Genomic DNA, 15,958 nt, shown 5'->3' with positions numbered 1-15,958 from the left:
TTACTCCCCTTTACTGCCTGCAGCTTTTTCTGTTGCCGGGGCAGATGCCGGGGTTTCGCCTTGTGGCTTGTCCATGATCTTGACTTCAATGCCAGGCTTGATGAACTGCAGGCCGTCGGTAATCAAACGGTCGCCCGGGTTCAGGCCTTTCTCAACCAGCCAGTCGCTGCCGACCGTGCGTGAAGCTTGCAGTACACGCATTTCAACCTTGTTGTCGGGACCCACGATCAAAGCCGTTGGTTGGCCCTTGAGGTTGTGGGTCACGCCGATCTGAGGCGCCAGGATCGCATTGCTGTCGATGCCTGCTTCCAGTTGCGCGTGGACAAACATGCCCGGCAGCAGGGTTTCGTCAGGGTTCGGGAACACGGCGCGCAAGGTCACGGAGCCAGTGGCTTCATCGACCGAGACTTCGGAGAACTCAAGGCGACCTTCTTGCGGATACTCGCTGCCATCTGGAAGGGTCAGCTTGACCTTGGCGGCGTTGTCACCGGCTTTCTTCAGGCGGCCGCTGGCCAGATCGCGGCGCAGTTCGAGCATCTCGACCGAGGACTGCGTGACGTCGACGTAGATCGGGTCCAGTTGGGTGATCACGGCCAATGCGTTTGCCTGGCCACTGGTCACCAGTGCGCCTTCAGTGAACAACGAGCGACCAATACGACCGGTCAGCGGAGCCAGAACCTTGGTGTAACGCAGATTGACCTGGGCCGTGTTCAGCGCGGCCTCGGCTTCGAGGCGTGCAGCTTGGGCGTTGTCGTATTCCTGGCGGCTGACGGCTTGCTCGGCGACCAATTGCTTGTAGCGATCAGCCAGGGATTTGGCCGATTGCAGCGTGGCGCGGGCGCTCAGTACGGCGCTTTCATAGATCGCTGGATCGATTTGATACAGCTGCTGGCCGATTTTTACGTCGCTGCCTTCTTTAAAGAGGCGCTTGAGGATGATGCCATTTACCTGGGGCCGAACTTCTGCCGAGCGATAAGACGCGGTGCGGCCTGGCAGGTCGGTGGTCAAGGTAAAAGGCTGGGTTTTCAGCGTGACGACGCCGACCTGAGGGATTTGCGGGGCAGGTGCTGCCTCTTCCTTTTTGCATCCGCTGAGCAGCGAAGCTAGGGCGATGGCAGCAACCAGAGCGGTAACAGCTGGCTTGAATTGCATGAAAATCCTCGGGTCAGGCACGCGAAAGCGCACAAGAATAGTGGAAGGGTAAAGAAAGCTGTTCCGGGTGGATAAGTAGCTTGCTAAGGAATATACTTACATTCATGTCTGTTTGTAAATAGCGGGACACTGTCTCGCCAGGCATTACAGGGCCACTTTTCAAGCCTGAAGTAGACCGGGATAAGGCAAAACAAACGCCACCCGATGTTGGTCCGGACGAGTGATCGCAGCGGCCCGGATCCTCCTGATTGAGGTTGTAATTGCCATGGTGCGTCGTACCAAAGAAGAAGCGCTTGAAACCCGGAGCAAAATCCTCGAAGCGGCCGAGCAGGCCTTTTATGAGCGAGGTGTTGCACGCACGACGCTGGCAGATATTGCCGCGCTGGCGGGCGTCACCCGTGGTGCAATTTACTGGCACTTCAGCAACAAGGCCGAGCTGGTCCAGGCCATGCTCGACAGCCTGCATGAGCCGTTGGATGAAATGGCCAAAGCCAGTGAAAGCGAGAACGAAGTTGATCCGCTTGGCTGCATGCGCCAACTGTTGATTCATTTGTTTCGCCAAGTTGCCACTGATCCGAAAACCCGGCGTATCAATGAAATTTTGTTTCATAAGTGCGAATTCACTGACGAAATGTGTGATTTACGAGCTCAGCGTCAGGTAGCGATGGTCGATTGCAACAGCAGGATTGAGCTTGCCCTGAACAATGCCATTCACCGTCAACAACTCCCTGAAAATCTGGATGCGCGCCGTGCTGCTATCTGTTTGCATGCCTATGTCGACGGAATTCTCGGACAATGGCTGCTGGTTCCCAACAGTTTCGATCTTTACAACGAAGCTGAATCCTGGGTCGACACCGGGCTGGATATGTTGCGTTTAAGCCCGACACTGCGAATCTGCGGCGATATCCGAAAGGGAGTCTAGTAGGCTCAAGCCATATGGCGAGTGAAGTTTTCCCCCTCTGGGCCATTTGATGGCAGCAGGCAGTTATATACGTCTAGCTCGCGGGTTTAAAGTTAGCGAGCTACGTATTTTGTAGTTAAATTGTTATCGCTTGGTTAAACCTCCTACGGCCACGGGCGAATGACCCTAAGCCAAAGCGGTTGAGTGGAGGCTGAACGGCGACATCCTTTCTGGTTATTTCTTTCAATCAACCCTTCCTGCGTCGGCTGCCCTACACTTGAACGACGCTTTGGCTGCACGCCAGAGCAGCCAGAATCGGGGAGCGGGCGACTGCCAACGTGTTTGTCCTCTCTCGACTAAAGCAAACAGACCGCGATGGAGTGGTGTGTCGTGGGGAATTCGAGGAATAACAAGTGAACAAGATTTACTCGAGTGCTGAATCCGCTTTGCAGGGGCTGGTCGAAGACGGCATGACCCTGGCAGTGGGCGGTTTTGGATTGTGCGGGATTCCAGAGGCGCTGATTGCGGCCTTGCGTGACACCGGCAAGCGCGAGCTGACGGTCATCAGTAACAACGCCGGGGTCGACGGTTTCGGGTTGGGGCAACTGCTGACGACGCGCCAGATCCGCAAAATGATTTCTTCCTATGTGGGGGAGAACAAAGAGTTCGAACGCCAGTACCTGGCCGGCGAGCTTGAGCTGGAGTTCACCCCTCAGGGCACCCTCGCGGAAAAACTGCGGGCGGGCGGGGCGGGTATCCCGGCTTTTTTCACCAAGACCGGTTACGGCACGCTGGTGGCTGAAGGCAAGGAAACCCGTGAGTTCGATGGCGAGTGGTACGTCATGGAGCGTTCGTTGCGCGCCGATGTAGCCTTGGTCAAGGCCTGGAAAGCCGACAAGTCCGGCAATCTGCTGTTCAACAAAACTGCACGTAACTTCAACCCGTTGGCAGCAATGGCGGCCAAGGTGTGTGTGGTGGAAGTGGAAGAAATCGTTGAAATCGGCGAGATCGAGCCTGATCAAGTTCATTTGCCCGGGATTTACGTGCAGCGGCTGGTGCTCAACGCTACTCCGGAAAAACGTATCGAACATCGCACTGTGCGGAGCGCCTGATCATGGCCTGGACTCGTGAAGAAATGGCGCAGCGCGCCTCCCAAGAACTGCAGGATGGCTTTTACGTCAATCTCGGTATCGGCTTGCCTACGCTGGTGGCCAACTACATTCCCGAGGGGATGGACGTGTGGTTGCAAAGTGAGAACGGTCTGCTGGGCATAGGCCCGTTCCCCGCCGACGATGAAGTCGATGCCGACCTGATCAACGCGGGCAAGCAAACCATTACGACCTTGCCGGGCAGCAGCTTTTTCAACAGCGCTGATTCGTTCGCAATGATTCGCGGCGGCCATATCAATCTGTCGATTCTGGGGGCGATGCAAGTCTCCGAGAAAGGCGACCTGGCCAACTGGATGATCCCCGGGAAGATGGTCAAGGGCATGGGCGGTGCTATGGATCTGGTGGCCGGAGTCAAGCGGGTGGTGGTGCTGATGGAGCACACGGCCAAGGGCGGGACCCATAAACTGCTCAAGCAATGCGACTTGCCGTTGACTGGCGTGGGCGTGGTTGACCGGATCATTACCGATTTGGCCGTGCTGGATGTGACCGGGCAGGGGCTCAAGCTGGTCGAGCTGGCAGCGGGCGTCAGTCTTGAAGAGCTGAAAGCGGCCACCGGCTGCGAAATCAACGCTTGAGTCTGTGGGAGCAGGCTTGCTCGCGATGCCCGCGCCGCGGTTTAACTGCCAAACCGCAGTGATGCCATCGCGAGCAAGCCCGCTCCCACAGAAATTTGATGCTGCAAAACGCAAAAAGCCCCTCGCGGGGCTTTTTACTCAAGCGTGAATCAGCGTTCCAGGTCGGCGATCTTGCCTGGGGTGCCATCCCACTCGGCCGCGTCCGGCAGAGGGTCTTTGCGTTCAGTGATGTTGGGCCAGATTTCAGCCAGCTCGACATTCAACTGAATAAAATTCTCCATGCCAGCAGGCACTTCATCTTCAGAGAAGATCGCCTGTGCAGGGCATTCAGGCTCACAAAGCGCGCAGTCAATGCACTCATCCGGGTGAATCACCAGGAAGTTCGGGCCTTCGTAAAAGCAGTCCACCGGACAGACTTCTACGCAGTCGGTGTACTTGCACTTGATGCAGTTGTCGGTGACGACGAAGGTCATTTCTAATTCTCTCCTCAGGCGGCGGCAGCGAAGCCCTTCCAGAACGGGTTCGCCGGGTTCGGGAGTGATATCTACAGACCAGGCTAAAAGGTCAGTAGCATCCCGAACCGCGCGCGATTCTAGCAGCTTTTAAAGGCGTGTCTTTAATGTGTAGAGCAAATCAAGTGCTTTACGCGGCGTAATGTTGTCCAGATCCAGCCTGGAAAGGTCATCCAGCACCGGGTGAGGGAGGCTGGCAAACAGGTCGCTTTGCTGCGGCGCCGACTTTTTGCCAGGGGTCGCCGGGGGTACTTCGTGGGGCAGGCTGCTGGTCTCCAGACGGCTCAAATGCTCGCGGGCACGGGTGATGACATTGGCTGGAACACCCGCAAGCTGTGCCACTGCCAAGCCATAACTCTGGCTCGCAGGGCCAGGCAACACATGGTGCAGGAACACAATGCGTTCGTTGTGCTCGGTTGCGCTCAAGTGCACGTTGGCGACCAGCGGTTCGTTCTCGGGCAGTACCGTCAACTCGAAGTAATGGGTGGCGAACAAGGTGTAGGCCCGTAATTGGGCGAGACGTTCTGCCGCAGCCCACGCCAGGGACAAGCCGTCGAAGGTGCTGGTGCCGCGACCGACTTCATCCATCAGCACCAGGCTGCGGTCGGTGGCGTTGTGCAAGATGTTGGCGGTTTCGCTCATCTCGACCATAAAGGTCGAACGGCCGCCCGCCAGGTCATCGCTGGAGCCGATCCGGGTGAAGATACGGTCAACCAGCGACAGCTCGCAGCTGGCTGCCGGAACAAAACTGCCGATGTGGGCCAGCAGGACAATCAATGCGGTCTGGCGCATGTAGGTCGATTTACCGCCCATGTTCGGGCCGGTGATCACCAGCATGCGCGTGTTGTCATCCAGCGCCAGATCATTCGCCACAAATGGGGTGGTCAGTACTTGCTCGACCACCGGGTGACGACCCTGGCTGATGCGCATGCACGGCTCGTCCACAAAGCGCGGGCAGTTCAAGTCCAGGTTCAGTGCACGCTCGGCCAGGTTGCTCAGCACATCCAGCTCGGCCAGTGCGGCGGCGGTGTCTTGCAGCGGTGCAAGGTGGCTGATCATTTCTTCGAGCAGTGCTTCGTAGAGCATCTTCTCGCGGGCCAGGGCCCGACTTTTGGCCGACAGGGCCTTGTCTTCGAAGGCTTTGAGCTCCGGGGTGATAAAGCGTTCGGCGCCCTTGAGCGTTTGGCGGCGGATGTAATCAGCCGGTGCCTGCTCGGCCTGCTTGCTTGGCAACTCGATAAAGTAGCCGTGTACCCGGTTGTAACCGACCTTGAGGTTGGCCAGGCCAGTGCGGGCTTTTTCCCGGGCTTCCAGATCAATCAGGAACTGCCCGGCGTTTTCGCTCAGTGACTGCAGCTCATCGAGCTCGGCGTCGTAACCGGTTTTCAATACGCCGCCATCGCGGATCACGGCTGGCGGATTGTCGTTGATTGCTTTTTCCAGCAGGGCTCCCAGCTCGGGGTAGGTGCTGGTAGTCGTGGCCAGTTGTTGCAGATGCGGCGCTTCGAGTCCGATCATTGCATCTTGCAGTTCAGGCAATGCGTTCAAGGCATCGCGCAGGCGTGCCAGATCGCGGGGGCGAGCATTGCGCAGGCCGATACGGGCCAGAATACGCTCCAGATCGCCGATTTCCTTGAGCTGTGGCTGCAGCTTTTCGAAGCGATAGCCGTCCAGCAAGCAGGTGATCGATGACTGGCGAGCCAGCAGCACGTTGAGGTCGCGCAACGGACGGTTCAGCCAGCGGGTCAGCAAGCGGCTGCCCATCGAGGTCTGGCAGCGGTCGACCACCGACTGCAAGGTGTTGTCGCGTCCGCCCGCGAGGTTGGTGTCCAGCTCCAGATTGCGTCGGCTGGCGCCGTCCAGTACGACGGTGTCGTCCAGGCGCTCATGGCGCAGGCTGCGCAAGTGGGGCAGGGCCGTGCGCTGGGTTTCCTTGGCGTAGCTGAGCAGGCAACCTGCGGCGCCAATGGCCAGGGTCAGGTTTTCGCAGCCAAAGCCTTTAAGGTCTTGGGTCGAAAACTGCTGGCACAGACTTTTCAGGGCCGAGTCGCGTTCAAAATCCCACGGCGCGCGGCGACGAACCCCACGACGTTTTTCGGCCGGCAGGCCTTGTGGCCAGTCATCGGGAATCATCAGCTCGACCGGGTTGATGCGCTCAAGCTCTGCCAGCAGGTTTTCCCAGCCCTTGATCTCCAGTACCGAGAAGTTGCCGCTGGTGATGTCCAGAACGGCGAGGCCAAACAAGCGCTCATCGCCGAGCACGGCGGCAATCAGGTTGTCGCGGCGCTCATCCATCAGTGCCTCATCACTGACCGTCCCCGGCGTGATGATACGCACGACCTGACGATCAACCGGCCCCTTGCTGGTGGCCGGGTCGCCGACCTGCTCACAAATCACCACCGACTCGCCAAGCTTGACCAGCTTGGCCAGATAGCCTTCAGCTGCATGGTAAGGAATCCCGCACATCGGGATCGCCTGACCTGCAGACTGACCGCGTGCAGTGAGTGTGATATCCAGCAATTTGGCGGCTTTCTTCGCGTCTTCGTAGAAGATTTCGTAGAAATCGCCCATGCGATAGAACATCAGCTGATCAGGGTGCTGATTCTTCAGGCGCCAGTACTGCTGCATCATCGGCGTGTGGCTGGACAGGTCGGAAGTATTTTTACTCATCAGGGCTTAGGCGGATTCGTTCAGAAGTGGGGGAAAGGCAGGCCGTGGCCTGAGGTTTTCGCAATGGGCGCAAGGTTAACATGTCAGCCCCTTGCATCTACAGGTGCGCAAGGAGGGGCGCTTGCGCGTGGCTATAAATAGAAGAAATAGCATTTGCCATCAATAAACACGGCCAGCACTATTGCCGTCATGTCCAAACGAACTGTTTCAACCGTCCTTAAAGAGCTGCTTGCCCGGCACGGAATCAGCGCGATGGCGCTGCACCGTAGCACTGGGGTGCCGCAGCCCACGTTGTCACGTATTTTGAGCGGTAAAATTGTCGACCCTTCCGACAGGCATATCTCCAAAATCGCCGAGTACTTCCACATCAGCACCGATCGTCTGCGTGGCCGGGATGACCCCTGTACGTTTGCCGCGTCAGAAGCCGGCTTGCATCACCCTGAGCTGCGCGATATTTGCCTGTGGGACGACGATACCCCGGTGGCGGACGATGAAGTGTCCATTCCGTTTTTGCGCCAGGTCGAACTGGCAGCGGGCTCCGGGCGTTTTGCCATTGAAGAGAGCGAGCGCGCCAGGCTGCGTTTCGGCAAACGCAGCCTGCGTCATAACGGTGTGGAATTCGATCAGGCCAAATGCGTGACCGTGCGCGGTGACAGCATGCTGCCCGTTCTGCGTGATGGCGCTACGGTCGGGGTCAATGCTGGCAAGCGTACGCTGGAGGAAGTCATTGATGGCGATCTCTATGCGGTCAATCACAATGGTCAGTTGCGGGTCAAACAACTGTATCGCCTGGCGGGAGGGCTCCGTTTGCGCAGCTTCAATCGCGATGAGTTTCCCGATGAGGATTACGCCTACAACGATATGGAGGATGAGCAGTTGGTGATCCTCGGGCATGTATTCTGGTGGGGCATGTACGCACGCTGACCCTCGCATTTAAGAAGCAACCCACAAGTCAGTGGGTTTTTTTTCGTCATCAAAAAGACCATTCACGCCGTAATTGTTGGCTTTTTCCGGCTTGCTGAAATCATCCGAATAAATATATGCACTGGTGCATTGACTGTATATCCATACATGCATAGTCTTTGCTGCATGGCGGTCCACGATGTAACTCAAGCAGGGATGTGGCGTAACAGAGGGCGCCCGCTGTACAGCCCGAGCCAGAAATTGGCGCTTATCAATAAGGACACAGGAGTGATGACATGATTAATGAGCCGCAGGTTTTGCTGGAAATGCCGGTTTTACTGGTCATCCTTCTTGCCTTGGTGGGCGGTGTTTTTGGTGAGATGTGGCGGGCGGACAAGGACGGAGCAAGCGGATGGTTGCTGTTGCGGCGCCTGGCGCTGCGTTCGGGGGCATGCATGGTGTGCGGTGTGTCGACCTTCATGCTGCTGTACTCGGCAGGGATGTCGATTCTGGCGGCCGGGGCACTGGGGTGCCTGACCGCGCTGGCCGGTGCGGATGCGGCCATCAGCCTGTACCAGCGCTGGGCCGCCAGGCGGCTTGGGGTCGATGGCTCGGCTGGCGACTCGCGGATCGAGCCATAGCAGACGCTATTTTGGTGTAGGTTATGGCGCAGACGCGCCCATCAGGAGAGGACCGTGGACCGAATATCTCAACTTGCGACTGAACTTGGGCTGCTGTTACAGGCTCTTAATGCCCAGGTGACGACCGCCGAATCCTGCACCGGCGGCGGCATCGCTGAAGCCATCACCCGCATCGCCGGCAGCTCCGCCTGGTTTGAGGCGGGATTCGTGACCTACTCCAACCAGCAAAAAACCAGGCAACTGAATGTCCCCGAGCCCTTGTTCACTCAGGTGGGAGCGGTCAGTCGCGAGGTGGTTGAGGCGATGGTGCGTGGTGCGCAGGTGCAAAGCGGGGCTCGATTTGCCGTCGCCGTGAGTGGCGTTGCCGGCCCGGGTGGCGGTTCGCCAGAGAAGCCGGTCGGCACCGTCTGGCTGGCGTGGGGCGATGGTGATCAGGTGACGGCCGAGCGCAGGCACTTCCCCGGTGATCGCGAAGAGGTACGCCAGCAAACGGTGATTGCCGCTCTGGAAGGCTTAATACGCCGAACGGTACGAGAAATAAAAAATGAGGGGTAGGCGATCGTTTAACCCTGTGGAATAATACTGGCTACTTATACAGTTATCGGCCGTCGGGCCTTATTGATTACGAGAGGACTTTAATGGACGACAACAAGAAGAAAGCCTTGGCTGCGGCCCTGGGTCAGATCGAACGTCAATTCGGCAAGGGTGCCGTGATGCTGATGGGCGACCAGGAGCGTCAGGCAGTTCCGGCGATCTCCACGGGCTCCCTGGGTCTGGATATCGCACTGGGCATTGGCGGCTTGCCAAAAGGCCGTATTGTTGAAATCTACGGTCCAGAGTCGTCGGGTAAAACCACGCTTACCCTGTCCGTGATTGCACAGGCGCAAAAGGCGGGTGCAACGTGCGCTTTCGTCGACGCAGAGCACGCCCTTGACCCTGAGTACGCTGCCAAACTGGGCGTAAACGTTGATGACCTGCTGGTTTCCCAGCCTGACACCGGCGAACAGGCACTGGAAATCACCGACATGCTGGTGCGTTCCAATGCGGTTGACGTGATCATCATCGACTCCGTTGCTGCACTGACGCCAAAAGCTGAAATCGAAGGCGACATGGGCGATACCCATGTTGGCCTGCAAGCCCGTCTGATGTCCCAGGCGCTGCGTAAAATCACCGGTAACATCAAGAACGCCAACTGCCTGGTTATCTTCATCAACCAGATCCGCATGAAAATCGGCGTGATGTTCGGCAGCCCGGAAACCACTACCGGTGGTAACGCGCTGAAGTTCTACGCTTCGGTACGCCTGGATATCCGTCGCACCGGCGCCGTGAAAGAAGGCGATGTGGTAGTAGGCAGCGAAACCCGCGTCAAAGTGGTCAAGAACAAGGTGGCACCGCCATTCCGCCAGGCCGAGTTCCAGATCCTGTACGGCAAGGGCATCTATCTGAACGGTGAGATGATTGACCTGGGCGTGTTGCATGGCTTCGTTGAAAAAGCCGGTGCCTGGTACAGCTACAACGGCAGCAAGATCGGTCAGGGCAAGGCCAACTCCGCCAAGTTCCTGGACGACAACCCTGATATCAAGGATGCGCTGGAGAAGCAGCTGCGTGAGAAGTTGCTGGGGCCAAAGACCGACGCTGAGCTGGCAGAAATGAAAGTCATGCCAAAACTGAGCAAGGCTGCCAAAGAAGCTGCAGCACTGGCTGAAGCTGAAGAAATGGAAAACGCTACCGACAGCGATAACTGATAGACATCATGATCGCCGTTCTGGATACCCCCGTCGCAGTGCGACGGACTGCAATGGACCTGCTCGCGCGACGCGAGCACGGTCGAGTCGAGCTGACGCGCAAGCTGCGTCAGCGCGGGGCTTGCCCCGACATGATTGACGCCGCCCTTGACCGTCTGACGGAAGAGGGGCTGTTGTCCGAGTCTCGTTATCTCGAGAGCTATATCAACTACCGTGCTGGTTCAGGTTATGGCCCTTTGCGAATTCGCGAAGAGCTTAGCCAGCGTGGCCTGGTGCGTGGGGATATCGAGGAGGCGCTGCGAGAGTGTGGTTTCAACTGGCAAGAGCAGCTGGAAGATACCTGGCGCCGCAAGTTTTCCGGTCAGTTGCCTGTCGATGCGAAGGAACGTGCCCGCCAGGGGCGCTTTTTAAGCTACCGAGGGTATCCGCTTGAAATGATCGGCCGCTTGTTGAGCGGCCGAGAGTTTGAAGACTGACAGCCGCTGTGGGAGCGAGCCTGCTCCCTAAGTTCGTTCGCGAGCAGGCTCGCTCCCGCAGGGTGTATTTTCAGTCCGCTACGGATGCGGGCTGTGAGGACGTAATCGAACGGTCAACTGTCTCCCAGTTTTGCGGCAGGTTGATAAAATCGACCAGTTCGCGCAACCGCCCCTGATTGCGCCCGCTAAATGCAAAGCCCAGGCAGGTAAGGTGGTTGAACTTGGGGTCTTCATGCTCAAAGCTGCAATATCCCTGTTGATGGAAACCATCACTCAAGCAAATATCGGCAAAGTCTTTCTGTATCGCCTTGAGCGCCAACGCGCTGAGAGGTCGCTTCATGCGGATGACAAAGGTCTTGTTCAGCCATCGGCTTGAATGAAAGTTGCTGTAGAACTGGTTGATTTCAGCAAGCGCCTCTTCAGCGCTATGTACCAGGCGCATCAACTTCAAATCGTTGGGCAGAATGTACTGGTGGGCCTCCAGTTGGTTGTGAATGAAGTCCAGCGCCCCCTGCCAAAACGAACCGCCTGGCACATCCAGCAAAACTACCGGTACCAGTGGGGTCTTGCCGGTCTGCATCAGTGTCAGCACCTCCAGCACTTCATCCAGCGTGCCAAAGCCACCCGGGCACATCACCAGAGCATCTGCTTCCTTGGTGAAAAACAGTTTGCGGGTAAAGAAAAAGTGAAACGCCAGCACATTGGGAGTGCCGTTGATGGTGGGGTTGGCCCGTTGCTCGAAGGGCAGGGTGATGTTGAAACCCAGGCTATGGGCCAGGCCTGCACCTTCATGGGCTGCGGCCATGATGCCCGCACCGCCGCCGGTAATGACCATGATGTCGGACTTGGCCAGCACGCTGCCCATTTCCCGGGCCAGCGCATAGAGCGGGTGTTCGATAGGGGTTCTGGCCGAGCCGAAGACTGTGACTTTGCGTCGCCCCTTGAACTGCTCCAGAGTTCGAAAGGTTTTTTCGAGCTCGCGGATGGCTTGCAGAGTGATTTTGGCATTCCAGCGATCAAGATCGTCGTGGGCCATGCGCAACACGGTCAGCAACATTTCTCGGTAAAGCGCCCGGTTCGGGCTGTCGGGGGCGACCCGTTGCAGTTGCTCGTCGACTTCATGAGCAAGATCCAGCCCCTGTTCCTGGAAGTGCAGCGTCAGGGTGTCATTGGATTGATCAGGCATGTATTTCTCCTTCTACACAACATCCTTGAAGGCGCCGCAGGTGGGCAGCCGCAGAGACACAGAGTGTCACCATGATGGTTCGATGATGGTCCCGGTATGTCTTGGCTGGCAATAGCTAATTGCCTGACCTACATGGAGTTTGGTGCGAGGAGGTCATGCGGGGGAACGTAGTGTCGAGGCCTGTGGCAGGCTCATGCGCCGTACCGGGAGGTACGGCGTGTCAGTGAGGTTACTTTTTGCGCTGGCAGTTTTCAGCCCGAAAATCCTGGATCAGGACCGGACTGTTGGTTTTGTATTCCTTGAAGCTGTAGCGCAGCGTCGCACCTTGAGCCATCAGGGTGCGGAAACCTGCGTTGCTGCAAACACTGCGACCCAATTGCGGGACTGTTTCTTCAGGATTGGAGCGCATCTGGGCGGACAATGTAGGACTGGCCTCCAGATTGTTGATCAAAACAGTACCGTCTACCGTAAAGCCTTTGTCCAGCAGGTCCGCATTGATAGCCCGTGGTTTGCCTTCATTGCTTTTCGCGGCAACCTTGAGCAGGGTTTTGTTCAACTCAAAATCCTTGAGAGAAGCCGCTTGTGCAGCCAGAGGCAGTGCAAGCATAAGAGCGACGGTCGGAATGATATGGCGCAGCATGAAACTCTCCTGATTTCAGTGACCCAGGCTTAGACCGGCCACATATCTGTGCGTTCAGTGGCGCGGGAGTATAGGTCAGCATGAGTTGGCAGGAAATGCCAAAGGTCATGGATTCGCGCCCTGTTACTGCGCCTCTGTTAAACTTGCCGCCTTTCTCTTGTGAATCCGTTGGTGTGCCAATTCTGGCAAATGGACGGTTGGCGCCTTTAAGTAAAAATCCATGACCCTGACGACCTTTCCCCCGAATTCTGTAGCCCGTTTACGAGACGAGCGCGAAGAGGAGAGCACCAAGCCTTACCTGGCGCGTGGCTCACGAGCCCCGCGTTGCCATACCTGTCGCGTGATTGAAAGCCACTGCCTGTGCAACTGGCGGCCAAAGGTCAGCACGCGCTCGGGTGTGTGTTTGGTCATGACTAAAAAGGAAGTGTTCAAGCCCAGCAATACAGGTTGGTTGATTGCGGACGTAGTCAGCGACAACTTTGCCTTTATCTGGTCGCGAACCGAGACCGACGATGCACTGCTGGCATTGCTGTCCGATCCGCAGTGGCAGCCATATCTGGTGTTTCCCGGTGAATACGTCGCCCCTGAGCGGGTAACGCACACGGTGGACCTGGACAGCAGCAAGCGCCCGCTGTTTATCCTGCTGGATGCAACCTGGACCGAGGCCCGCAAGATCTTTCGCAAAAGCCCGTATTTCGATGCCTTGCCTATTTTGAGCCTGCTGCCTGAAAGGCTGTCGCGCTACCGGCTGCGGCGCTCCACACGAAGTGAGCATCTGTGTACCGCAGAAGTGGCCAGTTTATGCCTTGAGCTGGCCGGCGATACCGAGGCTTCAAGTGCGCTGGATGCCTATTTCGATGTGTTCAGCCAGCATTACCTGGACGCGAAAAACCAGCTGCCGATGAATGAATCCAGCGTCGCACACCAGGAACTGGGCGTTTTTGTAAAAGACCTTCCCCGGAATCGGGCTCAATAGACTAAAGAAGTAGCGCTACACTTTTCCGGCAGATGCAAGCGAGTGCCATTGTTCGTATTTGGATGATGGCGCCGTGATAGCTTCCCCTTGGACCCAGGCGTCAGGTTTTCAACTTGACCACCCCCGTTTCGCTGGGCATGCTTGGCGCCGATTCGGCTGCAGTAGCTGCTAAAACACTTATATTTGCCGACGTTTAGCGTAAATCGCGCCCTTTGACCCCTAGTCTTTGAGCTATTGCTCGAGTTGCCTTAGCGAGTGCTGGAATTCATCAGGGCTCGCCTGAAAAACAGGATCATTTAAAAAATGGCCACATACGAAATCCTGATTGCCGACGACCATCCGCTGTTTCGCAGTGCCTTGCACCAGGCTGTGAGCATTGGGCTGGGCTCTGATGTTCGCCTGGTTGAGGTTGCAAGTATTGCTGAGCTTGAAACACAGCTGGCAATCAAGGCCGATTGGGATCTGGTGCTGCTCGACTTGAACATGCCGGGCGCTTACGGTTTCTCCGGGCTGGTGTTGTTGCGTGGTCAATACCCGCAGATCCCGGTAGTGATGGTTTCAGCTCAGGAAGAAGCCTCGATCATGGTGCGGTCGCGGGAATTTGGCGCCAGTGGTTTTATCCCAAAATCCAGCTCGCTGGATGAAATTCAAAAAGCCGTGCGCGCGGTGCTGGATGGTGATGTGAGCTGGCCGCCCCAGGCGTTTGAAGAAGTTCAGGTGTCGGCTGAGGCCAAGGCCGCCAGCGAAGGCCTGGCCAGCTTGACTCCACAGCAGTTCCGGGTGCTGACCATGGTGTGTGAAGGTTTGTTGAACAAGCAGATCGCCTATGAGCTGAGCGTTTCCGAAGCAACCATCAAGGCCCACGTGACCGCGATTTTCCGCAAGCTGGGAGTTCGCACGCGAACCCAGGCCGCGCTACTCTTGCAGCAACTTGAATCAATTTCGAGCCATTAACCTGCGAGCCTTCACGCTTTTTTGACGAGGCGTGAACTAGCGTCCCTTTCTCATTTTTTTGCGCAGTTGCCTATCTATGTCGCCTTTCAAGGGTAAAACCGGATTTAAACGGATTTTGAATGCCAGCGGTTACTCGCTGGACGGTATGCGCGCAGCCTTTACTGGCGAGGCGGCTTTTCGGCAGTTAGTGTTGCTGAACGTGATATTGATCCCGCTGAGCTTCCTGCTGAATGTGAGTCGGGTAGAGCGGGCCTTGCTGATCGCGGTATGCCTGTTGGCATTGATTGTGGAATTGTTGAATTCGGCGATTGAGGCAGTGGTTGACCGTATCTCCCTCGACTTGCACCCATTGTCGAAAAATGCCAAGGACATGGGCAGCGCCGCCCAGTTTGTGGTGCTGACCATGATTGCCGTGGTATGGGCGGTCATTCTGCTTTAAGCGATGGTCGGTAATACGATCTCGTCGCTGCGCTGAACCCCTGCGGTGAAGGCGCGGCACAGTTCCAGAAACTCGCGCATGGCAGACGTCTGATACTTTTTTTTGTGCCAGATAAAGAAAAACTGTCGGGCCAGATCCAGGTCGGGTGTTTCCACGGCGACCAGGCTGCCGCGGCGAAAAGCGTCGCGCAACGCCAGGCGTGAGATGCATCCAATGCCCAGTCCCGACTCCACCGCCCGTTTGATCGCTTCAGTGTGCTCCAGCTCCAGGCGAATATTGAGCGCAGTTTGGTGATGGCGCATGGCCTGATCGAACGTCAGGCGGGTGCCGGAGCCCTGCTCGCGCAAAATCCACGCTTCACGGGTCAACTCTTCCAGTGTGGCGTGACCACGAACCGCCAGCGGATGCTGCGGAGCGCAGAAAACCACCAGTTCATCCTCTACCCAGCTCTGGACTTCGATGTCCGGATGAGCGCAATCGCCTTCGATCAGACCCAGGTCAATTTCGTAATGGGCGACTTGTTGCACGATATGGGCTGTATTTTGAACCACCAGCTTGACCTGACTTTCAGGGTGCGCCTGCATGAAGCTGCCTATCAGCAGGGTCGCCAGATAGTTGCCGATGGTCAGTGTGGCGCCCACGGTCAATGAGCCAAAGCCGGATTTGCCGTTGAGCAGGTCTTCGATTTCCTTGGCCTGATCCAGCAGGGCGACGGCCTGAGGCAGCAGTTGGCGGCCCAGAGCATTAAGGCTTAAACGCTTGCCCGCACGGTCGAACAGCTGGCAGCTGGTTTGGCGCTCCAGCTCGGTAATCGAGGTACTGGCAGCAGATTGTGAAAGGGCCAACAAACCAGCAGCGCGAGACACGCTCTCTTGTTGGGCGACGGCAACGAACACCTGGAGTTGTCTGAGAGTAAATCGCATATCGATATAACCGATAACCCTTATCTTGATAATTCAGTTAACAGATATTGTCGCCGCCATTAGAATGCTGTGCAATCGCGCCCATAGTCAGCGCAG

17 protein-coding genes are annotated in these 15,958 nt (G+C 57.1%); 11 read left to right on the top strand and 6 right to left on the bottom strand.

Translation table 11 applies throughout. The features are described 5' to 3' along the window. Nucleotides 1-1,152 carry an efflux RND transporter periplasmic adaptor subunit gene (locus KO536_RS00860; RefSeq protein ID WP_219260780.1) on the bottom strand — a complete coding sequence of 384 codons (1,152 nt, stop codon included), beginning with the start codon at nucleotides 1,150-1,152 and terminating at the stop codon, nucleotides 1-3. A 265-nt stretch (nucleotides 1,153-1,417) separates the two neighbouring features. Between KO536_RS00860 and KO536_RS00855 the strand changes: the two genes are divergently transcribed. The 3 genes from KO536_RS00855 (at nucleotide 1,418) to KO536_RS00845 (ending at nucleotide 3,797) form a co-directional block, all read left to right on the top strand. Beyond that, the gene (locus KO536_RS00855; protein WP_133075977.1) at nucleotides 1,418-2,074 is read left to right on the top strand and encodes a TetR family transcriptional regulator; all 657 of its coding nucleotides are present in this window, start codon (nucleotides 1,418-1,420) and stop codon (nucleotides 2,072-2,074) included. 392 nt (nucleotides 2,075-2,466) lie between these two features. After that, nucleotides 2,467-3,165, top strand: a complete 699-nt coding sequence (locus KO536_RS00850) for a CoA transferase subunit A (RefSeq protein WP_019827861.1) — start codon at nucleotides 2,467-2,469, stop codon at nucleotides 3,163-3,165. Nucleotides 3,166-3,167: 2 nt separating this feature from the next. Further along, nucleotides 3,168-3,797: a CoA transferase subunit B gene (locus KO536_RS00845; RefSeq protein WP_133075829.1), complete on the top strand. Its 630-nt coding sequence runs from the start codon at nucleotides 3,168-3,170 to the stop codon at nucleotides 3,795-3,797. Between the two features lie 149 nt (nucleotides 3,798-3,946). Here the strand turns inward: KO536_RS00845 and fdxA are convergent, their stop codons facing one another. Both fdxA and mutS read right to left on the bottom strand, forming a co-directional pair. Continuing rightward, nucleotides 3,947-4,270, bottom strand: a complete 324-nt coding sequence (gene fdxA / locus KO536_RS00840) for a ferredoxin FdxA (protein ID WP_133075828.1) — start codon at nucleotides 4,268-4,270, stop codon at nucleotides 3,947-3,949. Nucleotides 4,271-4,399: 129 nt separating this feature from the next. Beyond that, nucleotides 4,400-6,979 (bottom strand): DNA mismatch repair protein MutS, encoded by a 2,580-nt coding sequence (mutS, locus tag KO536_RS00835; protein ID WP_219260779.1) that lies wholly within the window; start codon nucleotides 6,977-6,979, stop codon nucleotides 4,400-4,402. A 189-nt stretch (nucleotides 6,980-7,168) separates the two neighbouring features. On the opposite strand from mutS, the gene KO536_RS00830 reads away from it, so the two are divergent. From KO536_RS00830 to recX, 5 genes are all read left to right on the top strand, one after another. Then, the gene (locus tag KO536_RS00830; RefSeq protein ID WP_133075826.1) at nucleotides 7,169-7,903 is read left to right on the top strand and encodes an XRE family transcriptional regulator; all 735 of its coding nucleotides are present in this window, start codon (nucleotides 7,169-7,171) and stop codon (nucleotides 7,901-7,903) included. Nucleotides 7,904-8,178: 275 nt separating this feature from the next. Further along, nucleotides 8,179-8,523 (top strand): phage holin family protein, encoded by a 345-nt coding sequence (locus KO536_RS00825; protein WP_133075825.1) that lies wholly within the window; start codon nucleotides 8,179-8,181, stop codon nucleotides 8,521-8,523. Nucleotides 8,524-8,577: 54 nt separating this feature from the next. Next, on the top strand, nucleotides 8,578-9,078 hold the full coding sequence (locus tag KO536_RS00820) for a CinA family protein (RefSeq protein WP_133075824.1): 501 nt from the start codon (nucleotides 8,578-8,580) through the stop codon (nucleotides 9,076-9,078). An 83-nt stretch (nucleotides 9,079-9,161) separates the two neighbouring features. Further along, nucleotides 9,162-10,268, top strand: a complete 1,107-nt coding sequence (recA, locus tag KO536_RS00815) for a recombinase RecA (protein ID WP_133075823.1) — start codon at nucleotides 9,162-9,164, stop codon at nucleotides 10,266-10,268. 8 nt (nucleotides 10,269-10,276) lie between these two features. Next, nucleotides 10,277-10,744, top strand: coding sequence for a recombination regulator RecX (recX, locus tag KO536_RS00810; protein ID WP_219260777.1), 468 nt, complete (start codon nucleotides 10,277-10,279; stop codon nucleotides 10,742-10,744). 70 nt (nucleotides 10,745-10,814) lie between these two features. Here the strand turns inward: recX and KO536_RS00805 are convergent, their stop codons facing one another. Further along, complete coding sequence (locus KO536_RS00805) at nucleotides 10,815-11,930, bottom strand: TIGR00730 family Rossman fold protein (RefSeq protein ID WP_133075821.1); 1,116 nt, start codon at nucleotides 11,928-11,930, stop codon at nucleotides 10,815-10,817. Between the two features lie 229 nt (nucleotides 11,931-12,159). Next, nucleotides 12,160-12,570: a PA3611 family quorum-sensing-regulated virulence factor gene (locus KO536_RS00800; RefSeq protein WP_019827851.1), complete on the bottom strand. Its 411-nt coding sequence runs from the start codon at nucleotides 12,568-12,570 to the stop codon at nucleotides 12,160-12,162. A 220-nt stretch (nucleotides 12,571-12,790) separates the two neighbouring features. Here KO536_RS00800 and KO536_RS00795 point away from each other — a divergent pair, with 220 nt between their 5' ends. From KO536_RS00795 to KO536_RS00785, 3 genes are all read left to right on the top strand, one after another. Then, on the top strand, nucleotides 12,791-13,546 hold the full coding sequence (locus tag KO536_RS00795) for a tRNA-uridine aminocarboxypropyltransferase (protein ID WP_133075820.1): 756 nt from the start codon (nucleotides 12,791-12,793) through the stop codon (nucleotides 13,544-13,546). 303 nt (nucleotides 13,547-13,849) lie between these two features. Next, nucleotides 13,850-14,500, top strand: a complete 651-nt coding sequence (erdR, locus tag KO536_RS00790; protein WP_019827849.1) for a response regulator transcription factor ErdR — start codon at nucleotides 13,850-13,852, stop codon at nucleotides 14,498-14,500. A gap of 76 nt (nucleotides 14,501-14,576) precedes the next feature. After that, nucleotides 14,577-14,939: a diacylglycerol kinase gene (locus KO536_RS00785; RefSeq protein WP_133075819.1), complete on the top strand. Its 363-nt coding sequence runs from the start codon at nucleotides 14,577-14,579 to the stop codon at nucleotides 14,937-14,939. Here KO536_RS00785 and KO536_RS00780 read toward each other — a convergent pair. Further along, a complete protein-coding gene (locus KO536_RS00780) occupies nucleotides 14,936-15,862 on the bottom strand; it encodes a LysR family transcriptional regulator (RefSeq protein WP_219260776.1) in 927 nt (308 codons plus the stop codon). The two genes, KO536_RS00785 and KO536_RS00780, sit on opposite strands and share 4 nt — an antisense overlap. Nucleotides 15,863-15,958 lie beyond the last annotated feature (96 nt).

The organism is Pseudomonas sp. NKUCC02_KPG, assembly GCF_019345465.1.
GTDB lineage: Bacteria > Pseudomonadota > Gammaproteobacteria > Pseudomonadales > Pseudomonadaceae > Aquipseudomonas.
This window is presented reverse-complemented; position numbering and strand designations above follow the sequence as displayed.

What these genes read in the sequence shown, in the direction of transcription:
- KO536_RS00860 (WP_219260780.1), bottom strand. Translation starts at nt 1,152, where the DNA reads ATGCAATTCAAGCCAGCTGTTACCGCTCTGGTTGCTGCCATCGCCCTA.
- KO536_RS00855 (WP_133075977.1), top strand. Translation starts at nt 1,418, where the DNA reads ATGGTGCGTCGTACCAAAGAAGAAGCGCTTGAAACCCGGAGCAAAATC.
- KO536_RS00845 (WP_133075829.1), top strand. Translation starts at nt 3,168, where the DNA reads ATGGCCTGGACTCGTGAAGAAATGGCGCAGCGCGCCTCCCAAGAACTG.
- fdxA (WP_133075828.1), bottom strand. Translation starts at nt 4,270, where the DNA reads ATGACCTTCGTCGTCACCGACAACTGCATCAAGTGCAAGTACACCGAC.
- mutS (WP_219260779.1), bottom strand. Translation starts at nt 6,979, where the DNA reads ATGAGTAAAAATACTTCCGACCTGTCCAGCCACACGCCGATGATGCAG.
- KO536_RS00830 (WP_133075826.1), top strand. Translation starts at nt 7,169, where the DNA reads ATGTCCAAACGAACTGTTTCAACCGTCCTTAAAGAGCTGCTTGCCCGG.
- KO536_RS00825 (WP_133075825.1), top strand. Translation starts at nt 8,179, where the DNA reads ATGATTAATGAGCCGCAGGTTTTGCTGGAAATGCCGGTTTTACTGGTC.
- recA (WP_133075823.1), top strand. Translation starts at nt 9,162, where the DNA reads ATGGACGACAACAAGAAGAAAGCCTTGGCTGCGGCCCTGGGTCAGATC.
- recX (WP_219260777.1), top strand. Translation starts at nt 10,277, where the DNA reads ATGATCGCCGTTCTGGATACCCCCGTCGCAGTGCGACGGACTGCAATG.
- KO536_RS00805 (WP_133075821.1), bottom strand. Translation starts at nt 11,930, where the DNA reads ATGCCTGATCAATCCAATGACACCCTGACGCTGCACTTCCAGGAACAG.
- KO536_RS00800 (WP_019827851.1), bottom strand. Translation starts at nt 12,570, where the DNA reads ATGCTGCGCCATATCATTCCGACCGTCGCTCTTATGCTTGCACTGCCT.
- KO536_RS00795 (WP_133075820.1), top strand. Translation starts at nt 12,791, where the DNA reads ATGACCCTGACGACCTTTCCCCCGAATTCTGTAGCCCGTTTACGAGAC.
- erdR (WP_019827849.1), top strand. Translation starts at nt 13,850, where the DNA reads ATGGCCACATACGAAATCCTGATTGCCGACGACCATCCGCTGTTTCGC.
- KO536_RS00785 (WP_133075819.1), top strand. Translation starts at nt 14,577, where the DNA reads ATGTCGCCTTTCAAGGGTAAAACCGGATTTAAACGGATTTTGAATGCC.
- KO536_RS00780 (WP_219260776.1), bottom strand. Translation starts at nt 15,862, where the DNA reads ATGCGATTTACTCTCAGACAACTCCAGGTGTTCGTTGCCGTCGCCCAA.